General features: G+C 62.6%; 25 protein-coding genes and 1 tRNA gene. 20 read left to right on the plus strand and 6 right to left on the minus strand.

Annotation, left to right across the window (positions count from 1 at the left end):
- Positions 1–8: 8 nt before the first annotated feature.
- Positions 9–233: a DUF3311 domain-containing protein gene (locus HT051_RS09590; RefSeq protein WP_174541824.1), complete on the minus strand. Its 225-nt coding sequence runs from the start codon at positions 231–233 to the stop codon at positions 9–11.
- Positions 234–450: 217 nt separating this feature from the next.
- Between HT051_RS09590 and HT051_RS09595 the strand changes: the two genes are divergently transcribed.
- From HT051_RS09595 to HT051_RS09625, 7 genes are all read left to right on the plus strand, one after another.
- Positions 451–526: transfer RNA gene (locus HT051_RS09595), tRNA-Lys, on the plus strand.
- A gap of 49 nt (positions 527–575) precedes the next feature.
- Entirely contained in the window at positions 576–785 is a 210-nt protein-coding gene (locus HT051_RS09600; protein WP_333502672.1) for a type II toxin-antitoxin system HicA family toxin, read from the plus strand.
- Positions 785–1,207: a type II toxin-antitoxin system HicB family antitoxin gene (locus HT051_RS09605; RefSeq protein ID WP_174541826.1), complete on the plus strand. Its 423-nt coding sequence runs from the start codon at positions 785–787 to the stop codon at positions 1,205–1,207. The genes HT051_RS09600 and HT051_RS09605 overlap by 1 nt, the downstream gene beginning before the upstream one ends.
- Before the next feature lie 19 nt (positions 1,208–1,226).
- On the plus strand, positions 1,227–2,126 hold the full coding sequence (gene rfbD, locus HT051_RS09610) for a dTDP-4-dehydrorhamnose reductase (protein ID WP_246810046.1): 900 nt from the start codon (positions 1,227–1,229) through the stop codon (positions 2,124–2,126).
- Positions 2,127–2,212: 86 nt separating this feature from the next.
- A complete protein-coding gene (locus tag HT051_RS09615; RefSeq protein WP_174541827.1) occupies positions 2,213–3,400 on the plus strand; it encodes a glycosyltransferase family 2 protein in 1,188 nt (395 codons plus the stop codon).
- A gap of 139 nt (positions 3,401–3,539) precedes the next feature.
- Positions 3,540–4,427, plus strand: coding sequence for a sulfotransferase domain-containing protein (locus tag HT051_RS09620; protein ID WP_174541828.1), 888 nt, complete (start codon positions 3,540–3,542; stop codon positions 4,425–4,427).
- Between the two features lie 36 nt (positions 4,428–4,463).
- Positions 4,464–5,453, plus strand: coding sequence for a hypothetical protein (locus tag HT051_RS09625; RefSeq protein ID WP_174541829.1), 990 nt, complete (start codon positions 4,464–4,466; stop codon positions 5,451–5,453).
- Here HT051_RS09625 and HT051_RS09630 read toward each other — a convergent pair.
- Genes HT051_RS09630 through rfbC form a run of 4 tightly spaced genes read right to left on the minus strand, consistent with a single transcriptional unit; the run spans position 5,450 to position 9,140 of the window.
- A complete protein-coding gene (locus tag HT051_RS09630) occupies positions 5,450–6,562 on the minus strand; it encodes a glycosyltransferase family 4 protein (RefSeq protein WP_174541830.1) in 1,113 nt (370 codons plus the stop codon). The two genes, HT051_RS09625 and HT051_RS09630, sit on opposite strands and share 4 nt — an antisense overlap.
- A 42-nt stretch (positions 6,563–6,604) precedes the next feature.
- Positions 6,605–7,477: a glucose-1-phosphate thymidylyltransferase RfbA gene (rfbA, locus tag HT051_RS09635; protein WP_174541831.1), complete on the minus strand. Its 873-nt coding sequence runs from the start codon at positions 7,475–7,477 to the stop codon at positions 6,605–6,607.
- A 23-nt stretch (positions 7,478–7,500) separates the two neighbouring features.
- The gene (rfbB, locus tag HT051_RS09640) at positions 7,501–8,568 is read right to left on the minus strand and encodes a dTDP-glucose 4,6-dehydratase (protein ID WP_174541832.1); all 1,068 of its coding nucleotides are present in this window, start codon (positions 8,566–8,568) and stop codon (positions 7,501–7,503) included.
- Positions 8,565–9,140, minus strand: a complete 576-nt coding sequence (gene rfbC, locus HT051_RS09645) for a dTDP-4-dehydrorhamnose 3,5-epimerase (protein WP_174542955.1) — start codon at positions 9,138–9,140, stop codon at positions 8,565–8,567. Before rfbC ends, rfbB begins: the two co-directional genes overlap by 4 nt.
- Positions 9,141–9,313: 173 nt before the next feature.
- On the opposite strand from rfbC, the gene HT051_RS09650 reads away from it, so the two are divergent.
- The 12 genes from HT051_RS09650 to HT051_RS09705 all read left to right on the plus strand — a co-directional run bounded on the left by HT051_RS09650 (position 9,314) and on the right by HT051_RS09705 (position 24,666).
- Positions 9,314–10,366 (plus strand): hypothetical protein, encoded by a 1,053-nt coding sequence (locus HT051_RS09650; protein WP_174541833.1) that lies wholly within the window; start codon positions 9,314–9,316, stop codon positions 10,364–10,366.
- 461 nt (positions 10,367–10,827) lie between these two features.
- Positions 10,828–11,706, plus strand: coding sequence for a hypothetical protein (locus HT051_RS09655; protein WP_174541834.1), 879 nt, complete (start codon positions 10,828–10,830; stop codon positions 11,704–11,706).
- A 268-nt stretch (positions 11,707–11,974) separates the two neighbouring features.
- Positions 11,975–15,511 (plus strand): glycosyltransferase, encoded by a 3,537-nt coding sequence (locus HT051_RS09660; RefSeq protein WP_174541835.1) that lies wholly within the window; start codon positions 11,975–11,977, stop codon positions 15,509–15,511.
- Positions 15,508–16,428 carry an NAD-dependent epimerase/dehydratase family protein gene (locus HT051_RS09665; RefSeq protein ID WP_174541836.1) on the plus strand — a complete coding sequence of 307 codons (921 nt, stop codon included), beginning with the start codon at positions 15,508–15,510 and terminating at the stop codon, positions 16,426–16,428. The genes HT051_RS09660 and HT051_RS09665 overlap by 4 nt, the downstream gene beginning before the upstream one ends.
- A 43-nt stretch (positions 16,429–16,471) precedes the next feature.
- Complete coding sequence (locus HT051_RS09670; protein WP_174541837.1) at positions 16,472–17,578, plus strand: hypothetical protein; 1,107 nt, start codon at positions 16,472–16,474, stop codon at positions 17,576–17,578.
- A gap of 49 nt (positions 17,579–17,627) precedes the next feature.
- Positions 17,628–18,365: a class I SAM-dependent methyltransferase gene (locus HT051_RS09675; RefSeq protein ID WP_174541838.1), complete on the plus strand. Its 738-nt coding sequence runs from the start codon at positions 17,628–17,630 to the stop codon at positions 18,363–18,365.
- 86 nt (positions 18,366–18,451) lie between these two features.
- Positions 18,452–19,576, plus strand: coding sequence for a hypothetical protein (locus HT051_RS09680; RefSeq protein WP_174541839.1), 1,125 nt, complete (start codon positions 18,452–18,454; stop codon positions 19,574–19,576).
- A gap of 18 nt (positions 19,577–19,594) precedes the next feature.
- Positions 19,595–20,722 (plus strand): NAD(P)/FAD-dependent oxidoreductase, encoded by a 1,128-nt coding sequence (locus HT051_RS09685; protein WP_174541840.1) that lies wholly within the window; start codon positions 19,595–19,597, stop codon positions 20,720–20,722.
- A gap of 219 nt (positions 20,723–20,941) precedes the next feature.
- Positions 20,942–21,763: an ABC transporter permease gene (locus HT051_RS09690; protein WP_174541841.1), complete on the plus strand. Its 822-nt coding sequence runs from the start codon at positions 20,942–20,944 to the stop codon at positions 21,761–21,763.
- Between the two features lie 2 nt (positions 21,764–21,765).
- Positions 21,766–22,668, plus strand: a complete 903-nt coding sequence (locus HT051_RS09695; protein ID WP_174541842.1) for an ABC transporter ATP-binding protein — start codon at positions 21,766–21,768, stop codon at positions 22,666–22,668.
- 211 nt (positions 22,669–22,879) lie between these two features.
- Positions 22,880–24,337 (plus strand): mannose-1-phosphate guanylyltransferase/mannose-6-phosphate isomerase, encoded by a 1,458-nt coding sequence (locus HT051_RS09700; RefSeq protein WP_174541843.1) that lies wholly within the window; start codon positions 22,880–22,882, stop codon positions 24,335–24,337.
- A 152-nt stretch (positions 24,338–24,489) separates the two neighbouring features.
- Positions 24,490–24,666 carry a hypothetical protein gene (locus HT051_RS09705; RefSeq protein ID WP_174541844.1) on the plus strand — a complete coding sequence of 59 codons (177 nt, stop codon included), beginning with the start codon at positions 24,490–24,492 and terminating at the stop codon, positions 24,664–24,666.
- Positions 24,667–24,763: 97 nt separating this feature from the next.
- Here HT051_RS09705 and HT051_RS09710 read toward each other — a convergent pair whose 3' ends face one another.
- On the minus strand, positions 24,764–25,162 hold the full coding sequence (locus HT051_RS09710) for a diacylglycerol kinase (protein ID WP_174541845.1): 399 nt from the start codon (positions 25,160–25,162) through the stop codon (positions 24,764–24,766).
- A 93-nt stretch (positions 25,163–25,255) separates the two neighbouring features.
- Between HT051_RS09710 and HT051_RS09715 the strand changes: the two genes are divergently transcribed.
- A complete protein-coding gene (locus HT051_RS09715; protein ID WP_174541846.1) occupies positions 25,256–26,191 on the plus strand; it encodes a DMT family transporter in 936 nt (311 codons plus the stop codon).
- Positions 26,192–26,340 lie beyond the last annotated feature (149 nt).

A 26,340-nucleotide genomic window follows, 5' to 3' on the forward strand; every position in this document is an offset into this window, starting at 1 on the left:
GAGCCTGGCTATGCTTTCGGCTCGCCGCCCCGCTCCAGGGCGTAGACCAGTCCGACGATCGCTGCGCCGACCAGGACGAATCCGAGCTGAAACCAATAGAAGAAGGGAATGCCGAGAAGTGCCGGCTCGACCCGGTTATAGAACGGAACCGACATCACCACGATAAGCGGGATGGCGAAGAGAAGCCGCGGCCAGTAGCGCCGCCAGCCGGTCTTCGGCGCCTCGTTGCTCATGGTCTCCCCCCTTCTTGCAGCGGTTTTTACGTCTTTTGCTTGCCGCCTTTGACTATGGCCTTGCGCCCTTCCCGTCAAAACCTTATTGCCGGTGTGCGCGGCGCGCTTCGCGCCGATTCACCCGCATTGCCGCCTGAAGCGCAAAACCTGCCTCTATGCCCTATCGCGGCATAGACAGATGCCAGACCCGGTGATAGGCAAACCCACGCCTTTACGGGAGCCGATAGCTCAGCTGGTAGAGCAACTGACTTTTAATCAGTAGGTCCAGGGTTCGAATCCCTGTCGGCTCACCATCCTCCCTTCGCCAGCACCGCATCCACACTTCTGTTGACTTCCACATTTATGTGGAGCACCCTATCTTGCGTGAATGCGCAAGAGCTGAAGAAATGGCTGGCCAAGCAAGGTTGCACCTTCGAGACCAAGAAGGGAGGATCCGGCCATATCGTCGTTCGGCGCGGGGACCGCAAGTCGGAACTCCCTATGCATGGCGGCCGAAAGGAGCTCGGTACCGGGCTCGTGAACGCAATCAAACGGCAGCTGGGATTGAAGTGATGCTCGAATATCGGATCGAATTGGCGCCGGACGACAACGGCACCCTTCTGGTCACCTGCCCGCAAATTCCGATGGTTGCGACGTTCGGGGAGAGCGAGGCCGATGCTCGTCAGCATGCCGTCGACGCGATCGAGACCGCGCTCGCAAGCCTGATCGACGATGGCGAGGAGATTCCGGTGCCTGACGGTTCCGCCGGCCCGGCGGTACGTCTGCCCTTGCTGACCACGCTTAAGGTGCAGCTTTACTGGGCGCTTCGTTCGGCGGGGATCACCCGTGCCGAGCTCGCAAGGCGGCTCGGCTGGAATCGCGAATCCGTGGATCGGCTATTCCGCCTCGACCACCGCTCTCGCCTGGAGCAACTCGAGGCCGCGTTTGGCGCGCTCGGGCGAATCGTCGATCTGCAAGTCAGGGACGCCGCCTAGCCGGCCGCCGCATCAAGCCATGGTGAAAATGCTCGTCGTTGGCCGGGAGGGGCAGCTCGGCCGGTCTCTGGCCGAGGCCGCCAAAACCTCAAGCGATATCGAAGTGCTCGCCCTCGGTCGGCCGGATCTGGACATCACCAAGGCCGAGACCATCTCCGCCGCGCTTGACCGCTTCTCCCCCGACATTGTGGTCAACGCTGCCGCCTATACCGCGGTGGACAAGGCCGAGAGCGAGGCCGAGCAGGCCTATGCGGTGAATGCGGAGGGCCCTCGCCTTCTGGCCGAGCTTTGCGCGGCGCGGAACATTCCGCTGGTGCATATCTCCACCGATTACGTGTTCGATGGAAGCAAGGACGGGTTCTACGCCGAGACCGATGCGGTGGCGCCACTCGGCGTCTATGGGGAAAGCAAGCTCGCCGGCGAACGGAAAGTGGCCGAGGCCAATCCGAAGCACATCATCCTACGCACCGCTTGGGTGTTCAGCCCCTATGGCGGCAATTTCGTGAAGACCATGCTGCGCCTGGCCGAAACCCGGCCGGAGCTCGGTATCGTCGATGATCAGCGCGGCAGCCCCACCTATGCGCCGCATCTGGCAGAGGCGATTTTGGCCATGGCAGCGCCGATCGCCGAAGCGGATGCATCGAGCGATATCTGGGGTATCTATCACGCCGGCGGCGCGGGAGAGACGAGCTGGCACGGGCTGGCGGCAGAGGTCTTTCGCCGCTCCGCCGAACATGGCGGACCGGCGGCGGCGACCAAGCCCATCACCACCGCGGACTATCCGACGCCGGCTGCCCGCCCGGCGAATTCGCGGCTGAACTCAGGCAAGCTGGCCGAGACTTTCGGCGTGCATCTGCCCGACTGGCATGACGGCGTCGCCGAATGCGTTGCCGCGTTGGCGGCGGCGCCCGCACGCTAGAAATCGCGCTAATTTCGCGCAATCCGTTGGGGTTTGCGGCTTATCGTGCTATCGGCGCCTGCATCGTTGAGACGGGACCGGCTTCCTTGGCACTTCGTACCGCCCTCGGGCTTGGCAAAAACGCATTCGAGATCGGCGGCATCCGCGCGCCGTGGCTGCTCGCCCGCTATGGCAAGCTGGCGCTGCTGCACCGCATGGCGGATGCCTTCAACGTCACCGTGGCGCCGCGCCCGCTCGAGCCGAGCAGCGATGCGCCTTCCGGCGGGGACGCGGACATTATCGTCCCGGTCTACGACAATTACGACGACACGGCTGCGCTTCTGGAGGCGCTCCGGGGCGAGGCTCCGGGTCAGCGCAGCATCATCCTGATCGACGATTGCAGCCCCGATCCGCGCATCGTTCCGCTTCTGGAGCGGTTCGCCGCGGAGGTACCGAATGCGGTGCTGCTCAAGAATGACAGCAATCTCGGCTTCGTCGCCTCGTGCAATCGGGGCTTTGAGCAAGCCACCGGCGATGTGGTGCTGCTCAACACCGATATCGAGCTTCCTTCAGGGGCGCTTTCGCGCCTGCTTGCCCGGCTGCGATCGGACGATGATATCGCCAGCGTCACGCCCTTCTCCAACAGCGCCTACGGCGCCGGCGTGCCCGATCCGATCCGGTCCAATCCCCGCCCCTTCGGCGCATCGACGGACGAAATCGACCGGGCCTTCCAGAGCCTCGCCGGATTTGCCTCCATCGATATTCCCCGCGGGGTCGGCTTCTGCATGGCGATCTCGCGCAAAGCCCTGGACGAGGTCGGGACGTTCTCGCCGGTGTTCGGCAAGGGCTATGGCGAAGAGGCCGATCTTTGCCGCCGCGCCGCGGCCTTCGGCTACCGCAATATCGTCGCCCCGGACGTCTATGTGTTTCACAAGGAGGGGCAGAGCTTCGGCGATCTCTCCAAGCCGCGCGCCCGCGAAGGGTTGATGCTGTTCCTCGACCGGCATCCCAGCTATCCGCCAGCGCAGGAGAGCTATTTGCGCGCCGGCGATATCCGCGCTGCAGGCTTCATGGGGCTGGTGGCCCTCGCCCGGTCGCTGGGCGGCGTCGAGGATGGCAGCGACAGCGAGGATGCCCCGAAGATCTCCATCAACAAGCGCAAGCGGCACAAGGGCTATCGGCTCGGTCTGCGCTACCGGGACGAGGCCTATTTCTGCTTCGTGGAGGATGCGGAGATCGCCAAGCTGGTGTTGCAGGCTGCCGGCGTGCCGGTGCAAGACGGCTTCCTGGAGTGAGAGCGGGCCGCGCCGACATGACGGCTTGCAAGCCTGGCTTCCCAAGCGATACTAGCGGCGTTCCGGATGCGCGTGGCGAGGGTTTCACCCGCATTGCGGCCGGATTTCCGCGTGGCGTGTTTTGGGTAAGGGGTTAGGCGTGCTGCTTGTGTTTGCCGGCGGACATCGTATGGGCTCGACCTATCAGTATCTGATCGGGCTCAACGCGCTGAAGCAGCTTCGCATCCCGATTCGCCATACCGACAACCCCGCTCTCAATGTCTTCCATTTGCAGAAGATCCGCGACGGCTTCGCCAAGGCGGAAGAGACGCCGGAAACCTATTTCATGGCCAAGACGCACCCGGCCTTTCCCGAGCAGGCGGAGGCAGTGCTGAGCGCCGAGCATGCCCGGGTGTTCCTGGTCTGGCGGGATCAGGAGGATGCGCTGGTCTCCGACTTTCATTTCGCCCAGCGCCATGCCGGCCATATCTACCGCGACTTTGACGACTATTTCGCCCGGCGCGGCCGCAAGATCCTGCTGCGCAACTGCCTGCAGAAGGTCACCTGGGATGCGATCGACGACCTGCGCGTCCGGGCCTGGGATTATCTGGACCTGGTGCACGAGTTCGACCGGTCGGCGGCGGAGATGCTGGATTTCGCCGGGCTCGAAGGCGTCGACCTCACCGCGCTGAAAGACAGCGTTTCCATCGAGCAACTGCGCAAGACGCGCAACGATCCGACCGGCACCTTCTTCCGCAAAGGCGGCAAGCAGGATTTGACTGCGCTCAATCCGAGCCCGCAGGTTTTAGCGGAGATCGAGGCAATCACCTCGGAGACGGACGGCGCCAAGCTCGCCGCCGGGTTCGAGCGCGAGGACTGGCTGCGGGTGCTGTTGTTCGGCCGCGAATGCCGCGAGGCCGGTCCGCGCAAGCTTTTGCATTGGTGGCTGCAGCAGCCCCATCGGGCGAAATATTTGCGCGAGACGCTGCTGCCGAAATTCTATCGCCTCTCGCCGCGCCGCTTCATTGGCGCCATACGTAGCCGCTAAGACGCCGGCCATCACCAGAAGGACCCCTCACCCCAGATGAAGGAGCTGATCCTGCATATCGGCCTGGCCAAGACGGGCACCAGCACGCTGCAGCATTATCTGACCCAGAATGCGCTGCGGCTGGCCGATTTCGGCATCTGCTATCCCAAGACCGGACGGCGCGGCGTCGCCCATCACGGCCTCGCCGAGGTCTGCCGCATGCCCCTCACCCCGCACTTCCCGACGCTGCGCAAGAAGCTCGCCGCGGAAATGGCGCCGTTCGACCGCGCCATCATCTCCAGCGAGGGTTTTCAGAGCGCGCGCTGCTATCCCGGCGTCGTCCTGATGTTCGGCTTTCCGACACGCAAGCGACCGGTGATCCGGACAGTCTGCTATTTGCGGGAATTCCTGGAGACCGCCTGCAGCAGCTATGCGCAGAAGGTGCAGAACTCCAATCTGGCGACGGGGCTGGATGCCTTCTGCGAGCGGCGTTTCCGTGGGCTCGTCATGCAGCGCCTCTCCTTCTGGCGCTGGTTCTCCGACGATGCCCGCTTCGTGCTGTTCGACCGCGGCGAGCTGCAGGGTGCGGATATCGTGGAGGATTTCTTCTGGCAGGCCGAGGCCAAGATGCCAGGGCCGGTCTCGCAGACCGATGCGAACCCGTCGATCTCGGGCAATCTGCTTGGCTTCAAGCTGCTGCTGAACGCCCGAAAGCTGCATAATCAGGATTATTACCGCGCCTTCCTGGCACTGGCCCGGGAAGACGCCGCCTATCGCGGCCGCTTCCGGCTCTCCGATGAGGCGGCGGCCGGCCTGCGTGCCCGTTTCTCCAGCTACAATGCTTCGGTGGGTAAGCTTGCGGGCGATGTGACCTGCCGCAGCTTCGATGGAGAAAAGCCTGTCTTCGACCCCGCGACATGGGATGCCGATCTGGAGCGCTTCCTTTCCCACCCGGCCCTGGCCGAGATGCGCGAGGATGCGTCCCTAATGGCGACGCTCCGCGACAAGGCCGGGATCGCCGCCTTCACCCGAAAGCTCGGCTTCTAGAGCGTCCCGATCTCGCCGACGATCTCGCGCAGGAACCGCTCCATCGAGCGGTTCTCCGCCGTCTCCGTCAGATGCGTGGTGATGTGCTGATAGAGGCCGGGCTCGGTCGCCAGACGCTTGACCGCCTCGGCGAAGCCTTGCGGCGTCATGCGCCGGGAGAGCACGCCAGTCTCGCCATCGACCACTTGCTCGGCAATGCCGCCAACGGGCATGGCAACGACGGGCATGGCGGTGCCGAAGGCGGCGCAGACGACGCCGGATTGGCTCGCTTCCATATGGGAGCAGGCCATGGCGTCATAGCGGGAGAGGATGCCGTGAATCTCCGAATCCGGGATCCAGCGATTGATGATCTCTGCGCCGAGCCTCTCCAGCCGCGTCCGCTCCGGGCCCAGATCGCCGGAGCCGGCGAGGCCGACCTCGATGGGCACACCCTGCTCCCGCAGGATCTCCATGGCATCGACGAAGAGCGGCAGGCCCTTGTATTTCATGATGCGGCCGAAGAAGAGCAATCGAAGCGGGCGCTTGCCGTCATAGTCGCGCTCTGGCGGCATATCGCCGAAATGAAGATCCGGGTGATAGAGCGGAAAAACGCGGCGCGGATCGGCCAGGCCCCGTTCGATCAGCCGGTCGGCCACGGCATGGCTTAAGGTGATCGTGAGATCGGCCGTTTTGGCTTCGCTGCGCATCCAGCGCGTCATCCAGCCGGTCTGATCGCCGGGATGGCGCACCGCGTCGTGGATGATGGTGAGATATTTGACGCCCATCTTCTGGATTGCCGGTGCCAGCGCCGGGGTCCAGATATGGGGCATCAGCGTCACCACGGCGGCGGGCCGGTTTTTGGCCAGCCAGTCGGTCAGCTCGCGCTTCGCCTCGAAGAAGCCTGTGACGAGATCGGGAGACGCGGCCCGCTCGAAGGTCTTGATCTTGGTGACGGGAAGCCCGCTGCCTTCGAATTCCGGCGCGATCTCGCTATTGGCCGAGATGACGAAGGCGAAATCGGCGTCGTCGATCTTCGCTGCCGTCTCGGCCAGCGCATAGGTGAAGCGGCCGAGCGCACCCCGCCGGCCGAGATACATGAAGGCAACGAGGGGCTTGCTCGGGGGCGTCATCGCGGGACCGCCCCTAAACGGCGTCGATTGCTGCCGGGCGGCTCAAAGCTCGCCCCGGGCTGCGGCCAGCAGATATTTGCCGTAATCGGATTTGCCCAGCGCCGTGCCGAGCTTCTCAAGCTGTTCGCGTCCGATGAAGCCCATATGGAAGGCGATCTCTTCGGGGCACGAGATGCGGTAGCTCTGGCGCTTCTGCAGGGCGGCGACGAAATCGGCCGCATCGTTCAGCGCATCGGGCGTGCCGGTATCGAGCCAAGCATAGCCGCGCCCCATGGTCTCCACGAAAAGCTCGCCCTTCTCCATATAGGCGGCGTTGACGTCGGTGATCTCCAGCTCGCCGCGGGCGGAAGGCTTAAGATTGGCGGCGATCTCCACCACGCTCGGATCGTAGAAATAGAGCCCGGTCACCGCCCAGCGGGATTTCGGCACTTTCGGCTTCTCCTCGATGGAGAGCGCCTTGTTGTCGGCATCGAGCTCGACCACGCCGTAGCGTTCCGGATCGGAGACGTGATAGGCGAAAACCGTGGCGCCGGTGTCGCGTTCGCGCGCCCGGGTCAGTATCTCCGGAAGGCCGTGGCCGTAGAACACGTTATCGCCGAGGATCAGGCAGGAACTCTCCCCGCCGACGAAATCGGCGCCGATATGATAGGCCTGGGCCAGGCCTTCGGGCTTCGGCTGCTCGGCATAATGCAGCTCCATGCCCCACTGGCTGCCATCGCCGAGAAGACGCTGGAAATTCGGCAGATCTACGGGCGTGGAGATGATCAGCACCTCGCGGATCCCCGCCAGCATCAGCGTGGTCAGCGGGTAATAGATCATCGGCTTGTCGTAGACGGGCAGAAGCTGCTTCGAGGTGACCAGCGTCATCGGATGCAGCCGCGTCCCGGAGCCGCCAGCGAGAATGATGCCTCTCATGAAATCCCCCTAACGCGAAACTTTTAGGCCGACTGCGCCACTTTCCCGAGCCGCTCGCCGGCATAGCGCTTGTCGCGGATCGGGCGCCACCAATCCTCGTGATCGAGATACCAGGCGATGGTCTGGGCCAGCCCTTCCTCGAAACTGCAGGACGGTGTCCAGCCAAGCTCGCGCTCGATCTTGGAGCAGTCGATGGCATAGCGCCGGTCGTGGCCCGGCCGGTCGGTCACGAAGGTGATCAGCTCACGGCGCGGCGTACCATTGGCGCGCGGGCGGACTTCGTCGAGAATATCGCAGATGGCTTCCACTACGCCGAGATTGGTGCGCTCGGAGCGGCCGCCGACATTATAGGACTGGCCGACCTCGCCTTCGGTGACGATGGTGGCGAGCGCCCTTGCGTGGTCCTCCACATGCAGCCAGTCGCGGACATTGTCGCCCTTGCCATAAACCGGCAGCTCTTTCTCCTCCAGCGCATTCAGGATCACCAGCGGGATCAGCTTCTCGGGGAAGTGATAGGGCCCGTAATTGTTGGAGCAGTTGGAGAGCACGATCGGCAGGCCGTATGTGTGGTGCCAGGCACGGACCAGATGGTCGGATGAGGCTTTCGAGGCCGAATACGGCGAGGACGGCGCGTAAGGCGTGGTCTCGGTGAACAGGCTGTCGTCGAAGGGCAGATCGCCGAACACCTCGTCGGTGGAGATGTGATGGAAGCGGAAGCGGTCTTTGCGCTCGCCCGGCAGGCCGTTCCAATAGTCCCGCGCCGCCTCGAGCAGCTGATAGGTGCCGGTGACATTGGTCTCGATGAACACTGCCGGCCCGTCGATGGAGCGGTCGACATGGCTCTCGGCCGCCAGATGCATCACCGCGTCGATATCTTCTTTCCGCATGATCGCGAGCAGCGCGTCGCGGTCGCAGATATCCTGCTGATAGAAGCTGTAATTCGGGCTGTCGGCGATGGGATCGAGCGAGGCCAGATTGGCCGCATAGGTCAGCTTGTCGACATTGACCACGGCATCGCCCCGGTCGGCGATGAGATGCCGGCAAACCGCCGAGCCGATGAAGCCTGCGCCGCCCGTCACCAGTATCTTCACAAGCTTACCCTCGTCTCGTCGAAGAAAAACACCGCCTCGCTATCGGCCAGGCTCGGCGCCTCGGCGTCCTTTCCCGATAGGACCGGCTCGCCTTCGAGCGGCCAATCGATGCCGATATCGGGATCGGCGTAATGGATCGAGTGCTCAGTCTCCGGCGCGTAGAAGTCAGAGACTTTGTATATGACTTCGGTGTCCGGCTCTATGGTCAGAAACCCGTGGGCGAAACCTTTCGGGATGAAGAGCTGGTTCCAGCTTTCCTCCGACAGGACGCGGGAGCACCATTTGCCGAAATTCGGCGAGCCTTTGCGGATATCCACGGCGACATCGAAGATGGCGCCCTTCACCACCCGGATCAGCTTGTCCTGGGCGTGGGGCGGCGCCTGAAAATGCAGGCCGCGCAGCACGCCCTTAGCGGCGGAATAGGAGTGGTTATCCTGAACGAAGGGGACGGTGATGCCCGCTTCGGCCAGCTTTTGGGTGCTGAAGGTCTCGGAGAAAAAACCGCGGCTATCGCCAAATTTCCGTGGTGTCACTTCGACCACTTCCGGCAGCCCCAGCGGCGTCACCTGCATAATGGACAGGCCTTCTTTTGTTGGAGTACGGCGCCCTTCGACAGCGCGGTCATCTAACGTATGGACAATGTTGGCGTCAACCAGCAGCACGGGCTACAGAGCATGTGCAGCATTAAGGGGCAAAACGGCGGCAGGACGGCAGCAGGCCCAGCCCGCGACTTGAGGGAAATGCGGTGAAGAGTTTCAAGCGTTGCATCTTGCATATCGGCACCGCGAAGACCGGCACGACGACGCTGCAAGCCTCGTTTGCCGCGAACCGGGCAAGGCTCGCCGAGCATGGCATCCTCTATCCTCAGAGCCCCGGCGAGACCAACCACACCAAGCTTGCCGCCTATGCCACCGACGCTGGCCGGATGACACCGCAGAAGCGCTTCGCGCTGCTCCGCTTCGGCGGGAATGTCGACGCTTTCCGGCGCGATCTGGAAGAGAAGATGGCGGCGGAGTTCGAGGGAGCGAGCCAAGACACCCTTCTCTTCTCCAACGAGCATCTGCAGCTGCACCTGGCCAGCCAGGCGGAAAAGCAGCGGCTGAGGCAGCTTTTGGACCGCTGGTGCGAAGACTACCGGGTCGTCGTCTATCTCCGCCGTCAGGACAAGGCGGCCGTCAGCCTCTACAGCTCACGGCTGAAAGCGGGCGAGACGGATTTCGACCAGGTGCTGCCGAAAATCGGCCGCCGCCTGCCGGCTTTCTACGATTACCGCAAGCTTCTGGAGGAATACGGCGCTGTGTTCGGAATGGACCGGCTGGAGCCGGCGATCTTCGAGCCCGACGCACTGAAGGATGGAGATATCGTCGCCGATTTCTATGCCCGGCTTGGGATTGCAGATTTGAGCGGCTTCAAGACGGTTACCCCAGCCAATGAATCCCTGAACGTGGAAGCGCAGGCATTCCTCGCCAGCTTCAATCGATTTGTCCCCAGATTTGTTGCCGGCATTCCCGTTCCCGGGCGGGCGAGTCTGATCAATGCTCTGGGACGGGACTTCACCGGGCCGGGCCGCACCGTTTCCCGAGCAGAAGCGGAAGGCTTCTATGCCCGCTTTGCTGACGACAATGCCTGGATCCGGGAGACGTTCTTCAACCCTCGCAACACCTTGTTCGACGAGGATTTCAGCGCCTATCCGGAACACGCTGCGTATGAGCTCGCACGGGGTAACACCCTGAAAGTCGGGGCAAGTCTTGCAAGACGCGTTTTATCCAACGCCATAGGTAGGCCGACCGGGTCATAACTTCGCCAATCTGTTTTCTCCCGCGCAGCGCCAGTTGCAATCCGGCACTTGACCCGCCTTCTCCCCCTGTTACGCTCCTGGCGATTACCGGTGGGGCGCCTGCAATTTGGCCGTGTGCCGCGGGCTGCCGGTCATAAGGGCGGACAACCGCCTGATTTTGGTTGAGTGGAAGGGCGACAAGCGGAAATGGGGCGGTCCGCGAGGACGGGCGTTGGGTCCCTGCTCCGCTGCGATGTATGCCGCAGGCGGCGGCTTTGGGGGGCACGATGCCGACAGTCTATATTCATGCGGGGTCGCATAAGACCGGCACCAGCACGCTTCAGCAATTCTTGCTGCAACATTCGAATTGGCTCGCCGCGCGCGGGCTTTACGTGCCGAAAACGGGTCAAACGACAAGCGGCGCGCATCATGTCTTGGGGCGGGGGCTCGCCGAACTGCCTGGACCGCCACGGCATGCCAAGATGGGAAAGCTGTTGGCGCGGGAGCTGCGCAAGGCCGAATTGCCGGACGTGCTGATCTCCACCGAATCGTTTTCCCATATCTTCCAGACGCCGGAGCTGCTCGACCGGGTGGTGCAGTATTTCGACGGGCTGGGCTACGAGGTCGCGATCCTCTATTACCTGCGCCACCTGCCCGCCTTTCATAACAGTGCCTATAGTCAGGTCGCCAAATTGGTCCGAACTCCCGGCAGCCTGGAGGATTTTATCGGGCTTCCCGATCTCCGCCGCTCGACCGTTTGGCGGAATATCCAATCGGCCCAATCCTTCCGTCCCATGCTCCGTCCGTTCAACAAGAAGGTCCGCTCCGAGGGCATCGTCCGCTCGGTGCTTGGCGAGCTGGGGATCAGCGACCAGCCGCCGGAGGTTTTGTCCGTCAATGAAAGTCCCGGCCCCCTCACGGTGCATCTCGGCCGCTGGCTCTGCCGGGCCTTAGAGGAGGACGGCACGCAACTGATACCGCGCCAATCCAAACAATGCAGCAAGGCGATCGAGACCGCCGTCAAGGCTTATGGCGGCGAGACCGAGCGCTATATGGGGCTTACTTCTGAGCTCGCCGGGACGATCGAGGCGGTAATGGAAGAGGAGCACGAGGAGATGGCGCAGCTCCTCTGGGGCACCTCCTACGTGGAGAGCTTTCCCGGCGAAGTTGGCCGCGACTATGACTGCAACGATTTCGACGTGACGGATGCCGCTAAGCCGCCCGCCGACGAGCTGCGCGCGTTGGAACAGACGGTTCTGGACCGGTCCAGGCCGATCCTGGCCGACAGATCGCTGCAACAGCGCAACGCTTGGCCCGTTAATCTGAAGGCCTCGCTTGCAAGGATCGGGTCGTCAGTCTAGCGCACCCCACGAATGCAGACAGATTCACCGGTTGCCATCGTACCGACGCAATGGAGGCAAACGCTCCCGGTTTCTGCACTGGAAAATGCGTAAAACGGTCAGAGAAAGGCCAAGTCCGGCGGCTTGCCTTTAAAGGGCGGAACGGCTAAAGCCCACTTAAAGTCGTGGACGCAACCTCCCACGGTCTAATGTTATTACGGGTGATAGGGTTATGGGGCGTATGGGGCGCGGCAATCCACCATCCGGGCCCGGCAAAGGCTCCAAGGACGTGAAGTCAACCGCGCCGGGCGCGCGCACGTGCATTCTTGTGCTCGGCATGCACCGCTCGGGCACGAGCGCCCTAACCCGACTCCTCAACTTTGGCGGTGCGGCTCTCCCGCAAAGACTGCTCGGCGCCGGCGATGGCAACGAAACCGGGCATTGGGAACCGCAAGCCCTGGTCGATTTCCACGATCGCCTGCTGCAAGAGGTCGGCGCCACGTGGCACGATTGGGGCAGTCTCGATTTTTCGCGCCTGTCGCAAGAGCGCGTCGGTCAGCTCCGCGGCGAGCTTCTGTCGATCATCAAACAGGATTTTGGCGAAGCGCCTCTCTTCGTCGTCAAGGATCCCCGCATCTGCCGCTTCGTGCCGTTCTTCACCTCGACCTTGGCGGAAGCCGGCATCCGCGTCGCGCCAATTCTGATCTTACGCAACCCGCTGGACGTGGTGCGCTCGTTGGAAGCGCGCAAAGAGGTCTGGCCGCCGGAGTTCGGCACGGCCGACGGGGCTCTGCTCTGGCTGCGCCACGTGCTCGATGCCGACGAGACCACGCGCAAAACGCCACGTGCCGTCATCACCTATGACGACGTGCTGCAGGATTGGCGGGGAACATTCGCAAAGATCGCCAGAGACGCTAAGATCGCCTTCCCCAACGCGGCCGACGATTTCGCCTCCGACGCCGAAGGCTTCTTATCGCAGGGCCAACGCCACCAGCGCCATAGCGATGCCGAACTGCTCCTCGATCCGATCATGCGCGGCTGGGTGAACGAGACCTATAGCGCGGGCGAAGAGTTGGCGCGCAAATCCGGCTCGCCGGCGGCCCTCGCCAGGCTCGACGCGGTGCGGACCGCGTTCTACGAAGCCCTGCCCTTGCTGGCCCAGATCAGTTCCATCCGCCAAGGCGCCCTTGGTCTGCTCATCGAACGCAACCGGCAGCTGGAAGAGGCGCAATCCAGGCTGGATACCCTGGCGGAAGAGCTCATCGAAACTCCGGAGATTGAAGAACTGGAGCTGGGTGACGACGACTCGGCTCTGCCCGAGGTGCAGCAGATCCGGGCCGGAATTTCAGCGTTTAAGGCCCTCGCAGTCGGCCAGAAGGAAAAGATCAGGGAGCTCAATCGGCTGCTCACCGAGCATCAACGCGATCTTCAAGACGCCCGAAACAAGCTTAGCGCAATGCGGCGCAACGCGGCCCAATTCGATAGCCAGCTCGCCACTGCGAATGCCGAGATTGCGGCCATGAAGAACTCGGCAAGCTTTCGGATCACCGCCCCACTGCGCAAGGCAAAGACGGCGGTGAAGACCATGGCCGTCAGCAGCGCTGCGATCCGGACCGGCATCAAGCGCCGCGGCGGTCTGATCCCCACTGCCAAGAAAACGGTTCACGTCTTGCGGCATCACGGCATTTCGGGAATGCGGCTCCGGCTGCGGGCGCTTACCGACGCCCAAAAGCAGCGCACCTCAATTCGCCGGACGCTGAATTCCTATCCGCTGGTTTCGATCATCGTCCCCAACTACAACCACGCGGCGTTTCTCGAGCAGCGCTTGAAGACTATCTTCGCCCAGGCTTATCAGAACTTCGAGTTGATCATGCTCGACGACTGCTCCACCGATGGCAGCATGGCGATCATGAGGCGCTTCGAGGAGCAGTATCCCGGCAGAGCGCGTATCGTCGCCAATATCGAGAACTCCGGCAGCGGCTACCGGCAATGGGCCAAGGGCATCGCCATGGCCAGGGGCGACCTGATCTGGATCGCCGAGAGCGACGACTGGTCGGATCCGCGCTTCCTGCAAGCCCTGGTCCCCTGCTTCGAAGACGAAAGCGTCATGCTGGCCTATTGCAACTCGGCCTTCATGGATGCGGAAGGCGAGAACGTCATCTGGTCGACGCCGGAATATCTCAGCGATCTCGACAAGACGCTGTGGACCAGGCCGTTCTCGATGACGGCACCGCAGCTGGTCCGCAAAGGCTGGGCGCTGAAGAATATCGTACCGAATGTCAGCGGCGCGGTATTCCGCAATCCGCGGCTCGACACCGAGCTGTCGGCGATGCCGTGGACCGAGATGAAGATTTGCGGCGACTGGCTGTTCTATCTCGGCCTGGTGCGCGGGGGCTCCGTCGCCTATCTGCCCGATACGCTGAACTATTACCGTATCCACGAGGCCAGCACCGCCAAGGGCACCTTCCGCAAGGACGTCTATTACCGCGAGCACGAGATGATCGCGAAATATGCACTCGAGCATTTCGACGTGCCGGACGACTTTATCGAGAAGCAGCAGGAGAACCTGCAGCGCCACTGGAAGAGCTATCGCGACGACTATAGCGACGATCTGTTTGTGGCCTGCTACGAGCCGGAGCGCCTCCGCGCGGCCATCGGCCAACGCAAACCTTCGATCATGATGGCGGGTTTTGCGTTTTGCGCCGGCGGCGGTGAGACCTTTCCGATCTTCCTCGCCAATCTTCTGAAAGAGCGCGGTTACCCGGTCACCTTTCTCTCCTGCGAGATGGAGGACCGCGAGGAAGGCATCCGCAGCCTGCTGCGGGCCGATATCCCAATCGTCACCGATCTGGAGAATATTGCCGAGGTGGTCGAGGATTACGGGATCGACATCATCCACTCGCATCACGCTTCGGTGGATCACAGCATTGCCACTCAGCTTCCCAAGTCATGCAGCGCCAAGACGGTGGTTTCGATGCATGGCATGTATGAGATGATGGAACCCATCGACCGCGACGCGGTGCTGCCGCGGGTGATGGAGCGGGCCGCGGCGCTGGTGTTCACATCGCAGAAGAACCTCGAGCCGTTCGAAAATCTCGGCGTTCTGGACCATCCCAAACTGGTCGGCATTCCCAACGCCCTGCCCGAGGTTGCGTTGGCGCCCGTCAAACGCGCCTCGCTCGGCATTTCAGAAGAGGCATTCGTCGTCTGCGTCGTCACGCGGGCGATCCCGGAAAAAGGCTGGGCCGAGGCGATCGAAGCGGTGTCCCTGGCGCGGGAGAAGAGCGGGCGCGACATCCAGCTCCTGATGATTGGCGAAGGTCCCGAATACGACCGGCTCAGCAAGCCCGGCGCTGCTGGAGATTTCGTCAAATTTCTCGGCTTCAAGCAGAACCTGCGAGACTATTTCGCTGCTGCCGATATCGGACTACTGCCTTCGCGGTTCCGCGGCGAGAGCTTTCCGCTGGCGCTGATTGATTGTCTCGCGGCAGGACGGCCGATGATCGCCTCCGATGTCGGCGAGATCCGGGAAATGCTGGACGCCGATGGCGAGCTCGCCGGTGCGGTTTACAAGCTGAACAACTGGCAGCTTCCAATCGAAGACATGGCCGACTTGATCGCCGAAGCCGCAATGCGCGGGGATACGTACGATCAGATGGTCGAGGCCGCCCCGGAGGCCTATCGGAAGTTCGATCCCGATCTCATGGTCGATCGCTATATCTCCGTCTACATGACGATCCTGCGCGGCGAGGCGCCGCTCGCCGCCGCCGGGCACAGCAGCGCGGTGCCCCCCCCCGAAGAGACGGGGGCCGGCTTGTCGCGATGATTGTCTTGGTCACAGGCGGGTCCGGCTTCTTGGGCCGCCATCTGGTGCAGCGTCTGGTCGATGACGGCCATCACGTCCGCGTGCTGGATGTTGCCGATACGCGCTCGCGCGATCCGCGGGTGGAGTTCGTCGCCAGCTCGATGACCGATGAGAGCGTGCTGAACGCCGCCGTTTCGGGGTGTGAGGCGGTGTTTCACCTCGCCTCCTCGGTGGTACCGAAGACCTCGAACGACAACCCGATTCTCGATGCCCGCTCCAATCTGATCGGCACCCTGCAGCTGATGGATGCCAGCATCGATGCCGGGGTGAGCCGCTTCATCTTCGCCTCCTCCGGCGGCACGGTCTATGGCGAGCCCACGGTGGTGAAGGTGAAGGAGAGCCATCCGACCGAGCCGATCTCCTCCTACGGCATCGTCAAATTGGCGGTGGAGAAATATCTGGCTCTCTATGCGCGCCTCTACGGCCTCAACAGTATCGCGTTGCGCATCTCCAATCTCTATGGCGAGCATCAGCGCCACGATACCGGCCTTGGCGTGATCGCCTCGTTCTGCCACGGTGCCGTCACCGACAACCCGGTGAAGGTCTGGGGCGACGGCTCGGTATCGCGGGATTTCATTTATGTCGGCGACGTCGTCGATGCGATGGTCGCGGCGCTTCGTTACCGGGGCTCGCATCTGGTGGCCAATATCGGCTCCGGCGAGACCGTGAGCCTCAGCGAGATCCTGGCGCTGATCGAGGAGCTGACCGGCCGGGAGGTGGCGAAGGAGTATCTGCCCGGACGTCCGTTCGACGTCCACCGCACCTGCCTCGACGTCACCCTCGCCGACGACGCCTTGGGCTGGCGCCCCAAGACCAGCCTGCGGGACGGTATCTCCCGCGTGCTTCAGACGGTCGAGCAAGAAGAACGCTCAAGCTGACGGCACGCCTTCGCAACAACGACAACAACAAGATCTGGCTCACGTGGCAAAGAAACAGCTCTATCTTCATATCGGTCTAGGAAAGACCGGAACGACGTCGCTCCAGACCTTTTTCTGGGCCAACCGCAAGCCGCTCGCAAAGTACGGCATCCTCTATCCGACGACCGGCGCCGTGGCCGGCGCACACCATCTCTTGTCGCCGCACATCCCGCCGTTTTTGAAAGATGTCTGGGATTTCGTGCCGACCTCGAAATGGGCCCCGGAGCTGGCCCAGGCGGCAAATATGCCGGTGCTGCTCTCCAGCGAGCTCACCTCGAGCGCCAAACCCGACGTGGTCGCCCGCTTCGGCGAGGAGCTGCTGCCCTATTTCGATACCAAGGTGATCATCTATCTCCGGCGCCAGGATCACCTGATCGTCGCCGGCTACAGCCAGCAAATCAAAGCCGGCACCCAGAAGATGGATATTGGCGGGGCATTTGCCCGGCTGTTCGGCCAGTTCGACTTCAAGGCGCGGCTGATGCCCTGGATCGAAGCCTTTGGCGCAGAGAACCTCATCCTTCGCCCCTATGAACGGCGCCAACTCATAGGCGGCGATATCCGCAAGGATTTTTTGAGCGGCATTCTCGGCATCGACGATCTCAGCGGTTTCCAGACATCGACCACCAATGAGAACCCGCGCTTCGCCTATCCGGCGCTGGAATATAAGCGCATGATCAACAACGTGATCCCGGACACGCAGGCTTCGACGCGGTTCAACGAGCCGCTGCTCGCCTATTCGGCGGCGATCGACAGCAGCTCGACCGCGATCTTCCACGAATCCGATCTCTTGGCCGCCGCGGAACGGAAGATGGTGCTGAACCGGGTCCGCCCGGTGAATGCCTGGATCGCCAAGGATCTGATGGGGCGCAATGACGGGATCCTTTTCCAGGACCCGGAGCCGGATGTCGATCTTGAGCGGATCGCTTCGCTGAAGGACGTAAGCTGGTCGGCGCCGAGCGTTACGGATCAGGATCTGGCCGAGATCGGCACATTTCTAACGTCAAAGAAATACGATAAGGAATTGCTGCAGCACATCGAACAGGCGCTGCGGGAGAATAGGTTCGAGGCCTATCGCTATGCGGGCAAGCTCGCGGCCAGTGTTGGGACTTAAGGATTGAGCTAAAGAGCGCAATACCGCGGATGCATACTGGGGAATGCCAATGACGCAACTCGAATGGATCGACTCGGACAGTTTTTCGATCGGCGATTGCCGTTTCACCATTGACGTCACGCCGGGACCTAAGCGGCGCCTGTCGACAGAGAACAACTTCACGCTGGTGAAGACGAAGCGGTTTCTGTCGCTCTACGACGAAATCGAAGAAGATCTTGCGGGCAAGAAGATCCTCGAACTCGGTATCTTCGAGGGCGGCAGTCTGGTGTTCTTCGACAAGCGCTTCCGGCCGAGCAAGCTGGTGGGGCTGGATATCCGCGAAGAGCCGATCCCGGCGCTGGATGCCTATACGGCCGGCCGCGGCGACGCGGTGAAGGTCTATTACGGCACCTCGCAGGCCGATCAGGGCGCGCTGGACAAGATCTGCCAGGACGATTTCGACGGACAGGTCGACGTGGTGATTGACGATGCCTCGCATCTCTATGATCTCACCAAGGCGAGCTTCGAGATCCTGTTCAAATGGCTGGCACCGGGCGGCACCTACATCATCGAGGATTGGGCCTGGAGCTATCAGGTGCCGACCCAGGAGCGCAAACATCCCTGGTACAAGAAGACCGGCATGGCCACGCTGCTGTTCGAGCTGATCGGCGATCTTGCCGCCAATAACGCGATCGACTTCATCAGCATCGACCGCACCATGGCGATCATCACCAAGTCCAAAGCGCCGAACTCGCAGCTAACCTTCGGCAAGGATCGCCTGCGGGGCCGGTCGAGCCCGGAGGTCTAAGACGGTCCATTTCGCGGCGTCCGATGGCCACCCGCCTCGCGCATAAGCACGGCCGCCACCGTATTGGGAGACGAGAGCCACCAGTGATGAATGGGCAGAACAAGAAACGGGCGATCGTGCATGCCGGGTTGCCGAAGACGGCGACGAGCACGATCCAGAACGCTTGTTTCGAAGAGCGCGAGATGCTGCGCAAGCATGCCGGCATAGTTTATCCCGGCAGCGACCCGGCGCAGCAGCTCGCCTTGCGCACGATCTTTTCCGATACGCCGCACAGCCATCCCTCCAGTATCAACAAGGGCAAGCATAACCGTCGGAAGCTTCGGGCGGAGCTGGATCAGACTCTCGCCGCGCTGACTGCCGAAATCGAGCAGTCGGATGCGCCGGTGGTGCTGCTGTCCAACGAGGCGCTGACCAACTTCAATGCCGGCGAACTGACCCGCTTCCGCGAGTGGCTCGCCCGACTCGTGGACAGTATCGAGATCTTCTACGTGGTGCGCGAGCCGGTGGCCTACGCGACCAGCGCCATGCAGCAGATCCTCAAGCAGGGCCGCGTGCTGGAGGAGATGTATGTGAATCCGCCGAAGCCGCTTTTTCAGCAGCGGCTGAGCCTTGCCATGGAGCTGTTCGGCGCCGACAACGTCAAGGCGCTGAGCTTCGAGGCGATGTGCGCTCATGAAAAAGGTGTGATGGGCGCATTTCTCGACTTTCTCGGGGTGACGGACGGAACTGCCCGCAGCGCTCTCATGGATGCCGCTCAAAGCAAGAATAGCTCGCTCTCCGACGAGGCGGCGCAGATCCTCAGCAGCCTGAACCGGCAGCGCCCCCCAATCGTCAACGGACGGAAGGCGCGAAACCGCGCTTTGCCGAAAGAGATCCGAACCCTCGGCCGTATCGGCAGCGCCAAGTTCCGCCCGCCACGCGCGGTGGCCAAGAAAATCTTCGACGAGACCCGGGCCGACGTTGCCTGGCTGAAGGAGAATTTCGGTGTTGGCGGCTATGACGAGATCGATCTCGACCGGTACCGCGACGGGCCTATCCTGACGCCTGAGCTCGCCGATAGCCTGGCGCTCACAATCTCCGATCTGATCAACCGGCAGAAGGTTCTGTTCGATCCCGATCGCGGCATCGCACGGATGGTCTCCGAGCGCCTGCATAAGCTGGATTTTTGGGTGAGCGGCAATCTGCCGGGGCTGAAGCGCTGGTACCGATAGGACGGCTCGAACTCCGTTTTGGCAGCCGATTTCCATACCATCGTCGTCGGAGGCGGCGTTGTCGGCCTCGCCATCGCCCATGCGCTCGCCAAGCAAGCGCCGTCGGTTCTGCTGCTTGAGCGGCATGAAGCGCTCGGCACCGAAACCACCTCCCGCAATTCCGAAGTTATCCATTCGGGCATCTACTACCCGCAAGGCTCGCTACGCGCGGCGCTCTGTGTGCGGGGGCGCCCGCAGCTTTACCGCTTCGCCGCAGAGAACGGCGTCGCGACGGAGCGCTGCGGCAAGCTGATCGTCGCCACTAGCGCGGCCGAGACCGATGCGCTGAAAGCTCTGAAGGAGAACGGCGAGAAGAATGGCGTCGAGGGACTCGCCCTGCTTTCGGCGACCGAGGCAAAGCGGCTGGAGTCCGCCCTTGCCTGCAAGGCGGCGCTTCTGTCGCCGGTCACCGGCATCGTCGATGCGCATGGGCTTGTGGTGGCGCTGGAAGGCGGCTTCACCTCTGCCGGCGGCGAAGTGGTGCTGAATAGCGCCGTCGATGCCATCGCCAAAGAGAACGGCTCCTTCACCCTCGATGTCGCGGACCGGCAAGGTGGCACGGCCCGGATCACGGCCGAGCGCCTGGTGCTCGCCGCCGGGCTTGAAGCGACGCGGCTTGGCCGCATGCTGCGCTATCCCTCAGGCTACCAAGTTCCGGTCACGCGCTACGGCAAAGGGCATTATTTTGCCTTCAGCGGCAAGGCGCCGTTTCAACACCTGATCTATCCAATGCCGAGCGGCGCATGGCTCGGCACCCATTTCACCCGCGATCTTTCCGGGCGCGGCAAGTTCGGTCCCGATCTGGAGTGGACCGATCACGTGGATTACAGCTTCGACGATGCGAATGAGGCCCGCAAAGCGGCTTTCGAATCGGCCGTGCGGCGCTACTGGCCGGCTCTACCGGAGGGTGCGCTTACCCCCGACTATGTCGGCATTCGGCCGAAGATCTACGCCCAAGGCGAACCGGCTGCGGATTTCGCCATAGATGGGCCGGAAACCCATGGCATTGCAGGATTGATTGCGCTTTACGGTATCGAAAGTCCCGGCCTCACCTCATCGCTGGCGATCGGCGATTTCGTCGCCAAAATGGCCGCCAGCGGCGCGTAGCGCTAGCCCGGGACAGACAAAATGTGTATAGGGACGGAACTCTTATCGCGCCCTTGCAAGCCCGGGCGAGATAGGGTCTAAAAGCGCGCAACGCATGCGAAAACAGCCCAGAAGCGACCCCTTTTCTCGCCCACGGTTGATTTAGCTGGGCAGCCCTTACGGGCGGCCTCTTCGGGCTTTGCAATACGCGTAAGCCATGGATTTCGGTTGAGCTATTCGATGAGCGACCAGACAAGCACGGCTGCCAGTTTCAATCCCGGCGGGATCGGCGCAGGCGCAGCCGATTTCCTCAAGGCCTGGAAGCGTTGGCCCGACTGGCTGATGCTCGGCTGGTACGATTTCTCCATCAAACATCGCCGCACGCTGATCGGCCCGTTCTGGGAAACGCTGCAGGTGGGAATCTGGGTTGGGGCGCTGGTCTTGATCTTCGGCGCGATGCGCGGCGGCCAGGACTATTACCCAGTCTATGTCGCGGCCGGCGTCACGGTCTGGAATTTCATCTCCAGCAATCTGACGCGCGCTACGGCGGTGTTCTCGAAGAACTCCAACTTCATCCTGAATGTCGACAATCCGCTGATGTTCTACGTGCTGCGGCAGGTGGCCTATAACGTCTTCCGCATGGCGTTCCAGCTGCCGGTCTACATCGTCTGTGCGCTCTGGTTTCAGCCGCCGTTCGGACTGGTCACCTTGATGGCGATCCCGGGGCTGATCGCGGTGATCCTTACCGGCGTCTTCATCGCGCCTCTGATGGGCCTGATCGGCGCGCGCTACCGGGATTTCGGTCAAGCCATGTCGACGGTCACGCGGTTCTTGTTCTTCACCACGCCGATCTTCTGGTCGCCGGGCAATAACGCGATCAAGACGGCGGCAGCGGCCTATAATCCGTTCAGCTATTTCATCGCCGTGGTGCGGGAGCCGCTGATGGGCAACATGCCCTCGCTCCTCGCCTGGGTGGTGGTCCTCACCTGCGCCCTCGCCTCGCTGCTTGTCACGCTGTGGCTGTTCGGCCGCTATCAACGCAACATCGTATTCTGGCTCTAGCCATGTCCGAAGAACCTATCGTCATCAAAGCGGACAAGCTCGGCCTCAAGCTGCCGATCTTCGGTTTCAGCGGAAAGCGCCGCAAGAAGAAGAACGCCAAGGCCACCGTCGGCGGCCAGATCAAGCGCGGCAACAATCATCATGCCGCGGTGATTCCTCTGGACGGGGTCTCGTTCGAAATTCGCCGCGGCGAGCGCGTCGGGCTGATCGGACGGAACGGCGCGGGCAAGAGCTCGCTACTGCGTGTGCTGGGCGGCATCTACCGGCCGACCTCAGGCTCTGTCATGGTGGAGGGCAAAGTCTCCACCTTGTTCACCAACCAGATCGGGCTCAGCCACGAGGCCACCGGCTACGAGAACGTGTTTCTCTATGGCCGCCTGCTCGGCTACTCCAACGCCCAGATGCAGGAGATCGCCGAGGACGTGGCCGAGTTCTCCCAGCTCGGCGACTATCTCGATCTTCCGATGCGCACCTATTCGGCTGGCATGCGCACCCGGCTCGGATTTGCGGTGGTGACCGCGATGCAGCCGGACGTGCTCCTGATCGACGAGATTTTCGGCGCCGGCGACCGGCAGTTCCAGGACCGGGCGCGGGAGCGGATGAGCAACATCATCGGCCAGTCCAATACGCTGATCCTCGCCTCCCATTCCGACGATATCCTGCGCCGGTTTTGCGACCGGGTGCTGTGGCTCGACCACGGCCGCCTGGTTCAGGACGGGCCGATCGACGAAGTCCTGGCGCGATACGAACCGCCGGAGGAGGACGAGGACGAAGACGACGGTCGGAAACCGCGCGCACGGCGTGCTTCGAACAAGCCGCAGAAGCCGCGCGATCCGAACAAGCCGCAGCGCAAGAGCCGTGCCCGCAAGGATGACAAGGCGCAGCCGGAGCCCGACGCCGGCTAAACGGATTTTCGCACCTGTTATTCCCCTAAATCGCCGCTAAACATTTGCCCCGCTTTCCGGGGCTGCTAAGAAGCCTGTCTTGGGGATCGGTGCGCAGGGGACGCCGCTCGGCTCAAGACGACTTGGAAGACTTGACCCAAAGCCTGGCTCAGACTGCGCCAAGCGACTTCGTCCCGCCGCTGCGGAGAGTTTCGGAAGGATAAGTCGAGGTATGAGCGTTTGGCCCGTAATACTTTCCGGCGGCGCCGGCACACGCCTTTGGCCGCTTTCCCGTTCGCTCTACCCCAAGCAGTTCCTGAAGCTCTGGCCCGACGACGACCGCTCCATGCTGGAGGCGACGCTGGCGCGGCTGCCCAATAGCGAGGCTGTGAAGCCGCCGCTGGTGGTCTGCAATAACGACCACCGTTTCCTGGTCTCCGATTGCGCCGAAGAGGCTAGCATTCCGCTATCGGAAATCGTGCTGGAGCCGGTGGGCCGCAATACCGCACCGGCCATCGCGGTTGCCGCGCTGCTGGCCACGGAAAGCGATCCCGACGCCATTCTCGTGGTGATGCCGAGCGATCACGTGATCGCCGGCGAGGCGCAGTTCCGCGTCGCGGTGGCCAAGGCGGTCGAGGTCGCGGCGACGGGCAAGCTGGTGTTGTTCGGTATCAGCCCGGACCGGCCCCATACCGGCTACGGCTATATCGCCAAGGGCGAGGCCCTGCCCGGCTTCGGCGAATCCTACAAAGTCGCCCGCTTCGTGGAGAAGCCCGACGAGGAGACCGCTGCGGGCTATCTCGCCGAGGGCAACTACTACTGGAACAGCGGCATCTTCGTGCTGCACGCACAGACCTTGATCGACGAGCTGACCCGCGAGCAGCCGGAGGTGATCGGCGCGGCACGCGATGCGCTGGACGGGGCGGAGCGCGATCTCAACTTCCTACGGCTGGACGAGCCGAGCTTCGCCGCCTCCCCCTCCATCTCCATCGACAACGGGGTGATGGAGCATACCGGGAAAGCGGCGATGCTTCCGATCGATGTCGGGTGGAGCGATGTCGGCTCCTGGTCCTCCCTCGCTGAGCTCGGCAAGGCCGACGCGCAAGGCAATGTCCTGGCCGGTTTCGCCGCGAGCGGCGAGCAGACCGTGCTGCAGGACACCTCCAATTGTTTCGTCTACTCCACCGGTGCGCTGGTTTCGACCATCGGGCTGGACAATCTCGTCATCGTGGAGACACCGGATGCGCTGCTGGTCGCCGACAAGGCCCGCGCGCAGGAGGTGGGCAAGATCGTGGAGCGGCTGAAATCCGGCGATGGCCGCCAGCACGAGCAGCATCTGCGCCATTACCGGCCCTGGGGCTATTTCGAGCAGCTCAATCAGGGCGACCGCTTCCAGGTCAAGCTGCTGCACGTCAAACCCGGCGGCAAGCTCTCCATGCAGATGCATCATCACCGCTCCGAACATTGGGTCGTGGTGCGGGGCACGGCGCTGGTGAGCGCCGGCACCGAGGAGAAGCTCGTGCACGAGAACGAGTCGTTCTATATCAGCGCGACGGAATGGCACCGGCTGGCCAATCCCGGCAAGCTTCCGCTGGTCATCATCGAGGTGCAGTTGGGCTCATATCTCGGCGAGGACGACATCATTCGCGAGAACGACATCTACAATCGCGGCCAAGACGAGACCAATTAGCCGGCGCGCAGCCTAGCGACAAAAATCCCAAGGCATTCAATGAGCTGCGGCCATATGCGGTGGCGGTCGCGACCGTCATGGAACCGACTTGCTTCTCGTTTATGGGGACCTTGTTTATCCTGCGAAAGCATCCAAGGGAGGGAGGCAGGTTTATGCGCGTTGTGGTCTTATTGATTATCGTCATTGCGGCGCTGGTGATCGTGCAGCATCAGCGCAATGGCTGCGAATGGGGCGAATCGGGCTGGGCCCAGTGCATCCTGAGTTTCGACAAAGACGAAGCGCCGGCAACGGACGCGCCAGTCGAGCCGCAGCCGGACGTTTCTCCGTAACTTTTTCAGCTTGGCGAAGACGCGGCGCATTGCCTGCATCGCGTCTTCGCATCTCTTTGCTTCCGCCGGAGAATATTTTCCGGCCCTGCCCTTCGCCTCAGCGGGCGCGAATCAGCCAATCGGGATTGAACCAGCGATCGGCCTCGCCATCATAGGGAAGCCGGTTGATGTCCCAATGGCGGATATAGGGGGCGTAGACATCCCACACCGGCGGACCGCCGCCGACATAGACGACGCGATCGTTGAATTGCGCCAGCACCTTCTCCGGGTCCATATGGGAGCGAATCTCGAACACGGTCCGGTCCTTGCGGGCATAATCCGGCACCGCGGAGACAGTGGTCGGGCCGGCGATCAGCACATGGCCGCGGGTAACATCGAAGAAACGGGCGACGTCTTGAACGAATTCCCTATCCTTGCAGCCCTCCCATGGAAGGCGCCCGTGCAGTCCGAGCTGGCCGCGCAGGCCAATTGCAATGATGGAGCGGACATCCGCCATATCTTACCTCGCCGAGTCACTCTATTTGTGGCGGCGCATCATGGACAGATTGTCCGCCGCAGTGAAGTGCCTCGCACCCGCCCTATTCGATAAATGACAACAAACTCTCACGAGGCCGAATCCGGGCGGGAACGGCTGATGGCGATCGGGCTGATGCTCTGTGCCGTCGTCACCTTCACCTGCCTCGACACCACGGCGAAATATCTGGTCACCACGGCCTCGCTCCCGGTGAGCGAGGTCGTCTGGGTCCGCTTCACGGCCCATGCGCTGTTCACCTTCGTGCTGCTTCGGGGGCTGGGCCGGCGCGCCACGCTGAAGTCGAAGAAGCCGGGCCAGCAAGCCTTGCGTTCGCTGTTCATGTTCGGCGCCACGGCGCTCAACTTCCTGGCACTGAAATATCTGCAGCTCGACCAGACGGTGACGATCTTCTTCCTGACTCCATTGCTGGTCGCGGCTCTGGCGGGGCCGCTGCTCGGCGAATGGGTCGGCTGGCGCCGGCTGCTGGCCATTCTGGTGGGCTTCGCCGGTGTGCTGATCGTGATCCGCCCCGGCTTCGGCGGTATTCATTGGGCCGCCAGCCTCTCCTTCCTCGCGATGATCTGCTACGCGCTCTACAATATCTCCACGCGCTATCTCTCCCGCTACGACCCGCCGGAGGTCACCCAGCTCTATACGCCGCTTGCCGGCATCTTGCTGATGGCGCCGCTTGCCTTTCTCGATTGGCAAATGCCGTCCGGGCTTACGATTTGGCTGATCCTGGCGACCCTCGGCTTCTGGGGCGGCCTCAGCCATTGGCTGCTGATCCTGGCCCACCGGCACGCCCCCGCCCCAGTGCTGGCGCCGTTCATCTATATCGACCTGCTGACCAATTCGGTGATGCAGTATTTCGTGTTCGGCGACGTGCCGAGCCCGTGGACGCTGGCCGGCGGTGCGGTGGTGATCACATCGGGACTCTATCTCCTGGCCCGCGAGCGCAAGGCTGAGCCGGGCAAGGATGGCGGCCCGGCGTCCGATATCGCCGCGCTGTAGGCGTCTCCCGCCTTTTCCGATCCGATCTTCTACCCCTGCGCATTTTTCTGCGCGACACCGCGAAACTTATCCGGGGCTAAAAGGTTAATGAGGCCCAGAGGGCGTTTTGTATCGGGGGAGTAACTTTAGCGAACGTAGGGAGACGTTCG

The organism is Methyloligella sp. GL2 (assembly GCF_013341275.1).
Classification (GTDB): Bacteria; Pseudomonadota; Alphaproteobacteria; order Rhizobiales; family Methyloligellaceae; genus Methyloligella.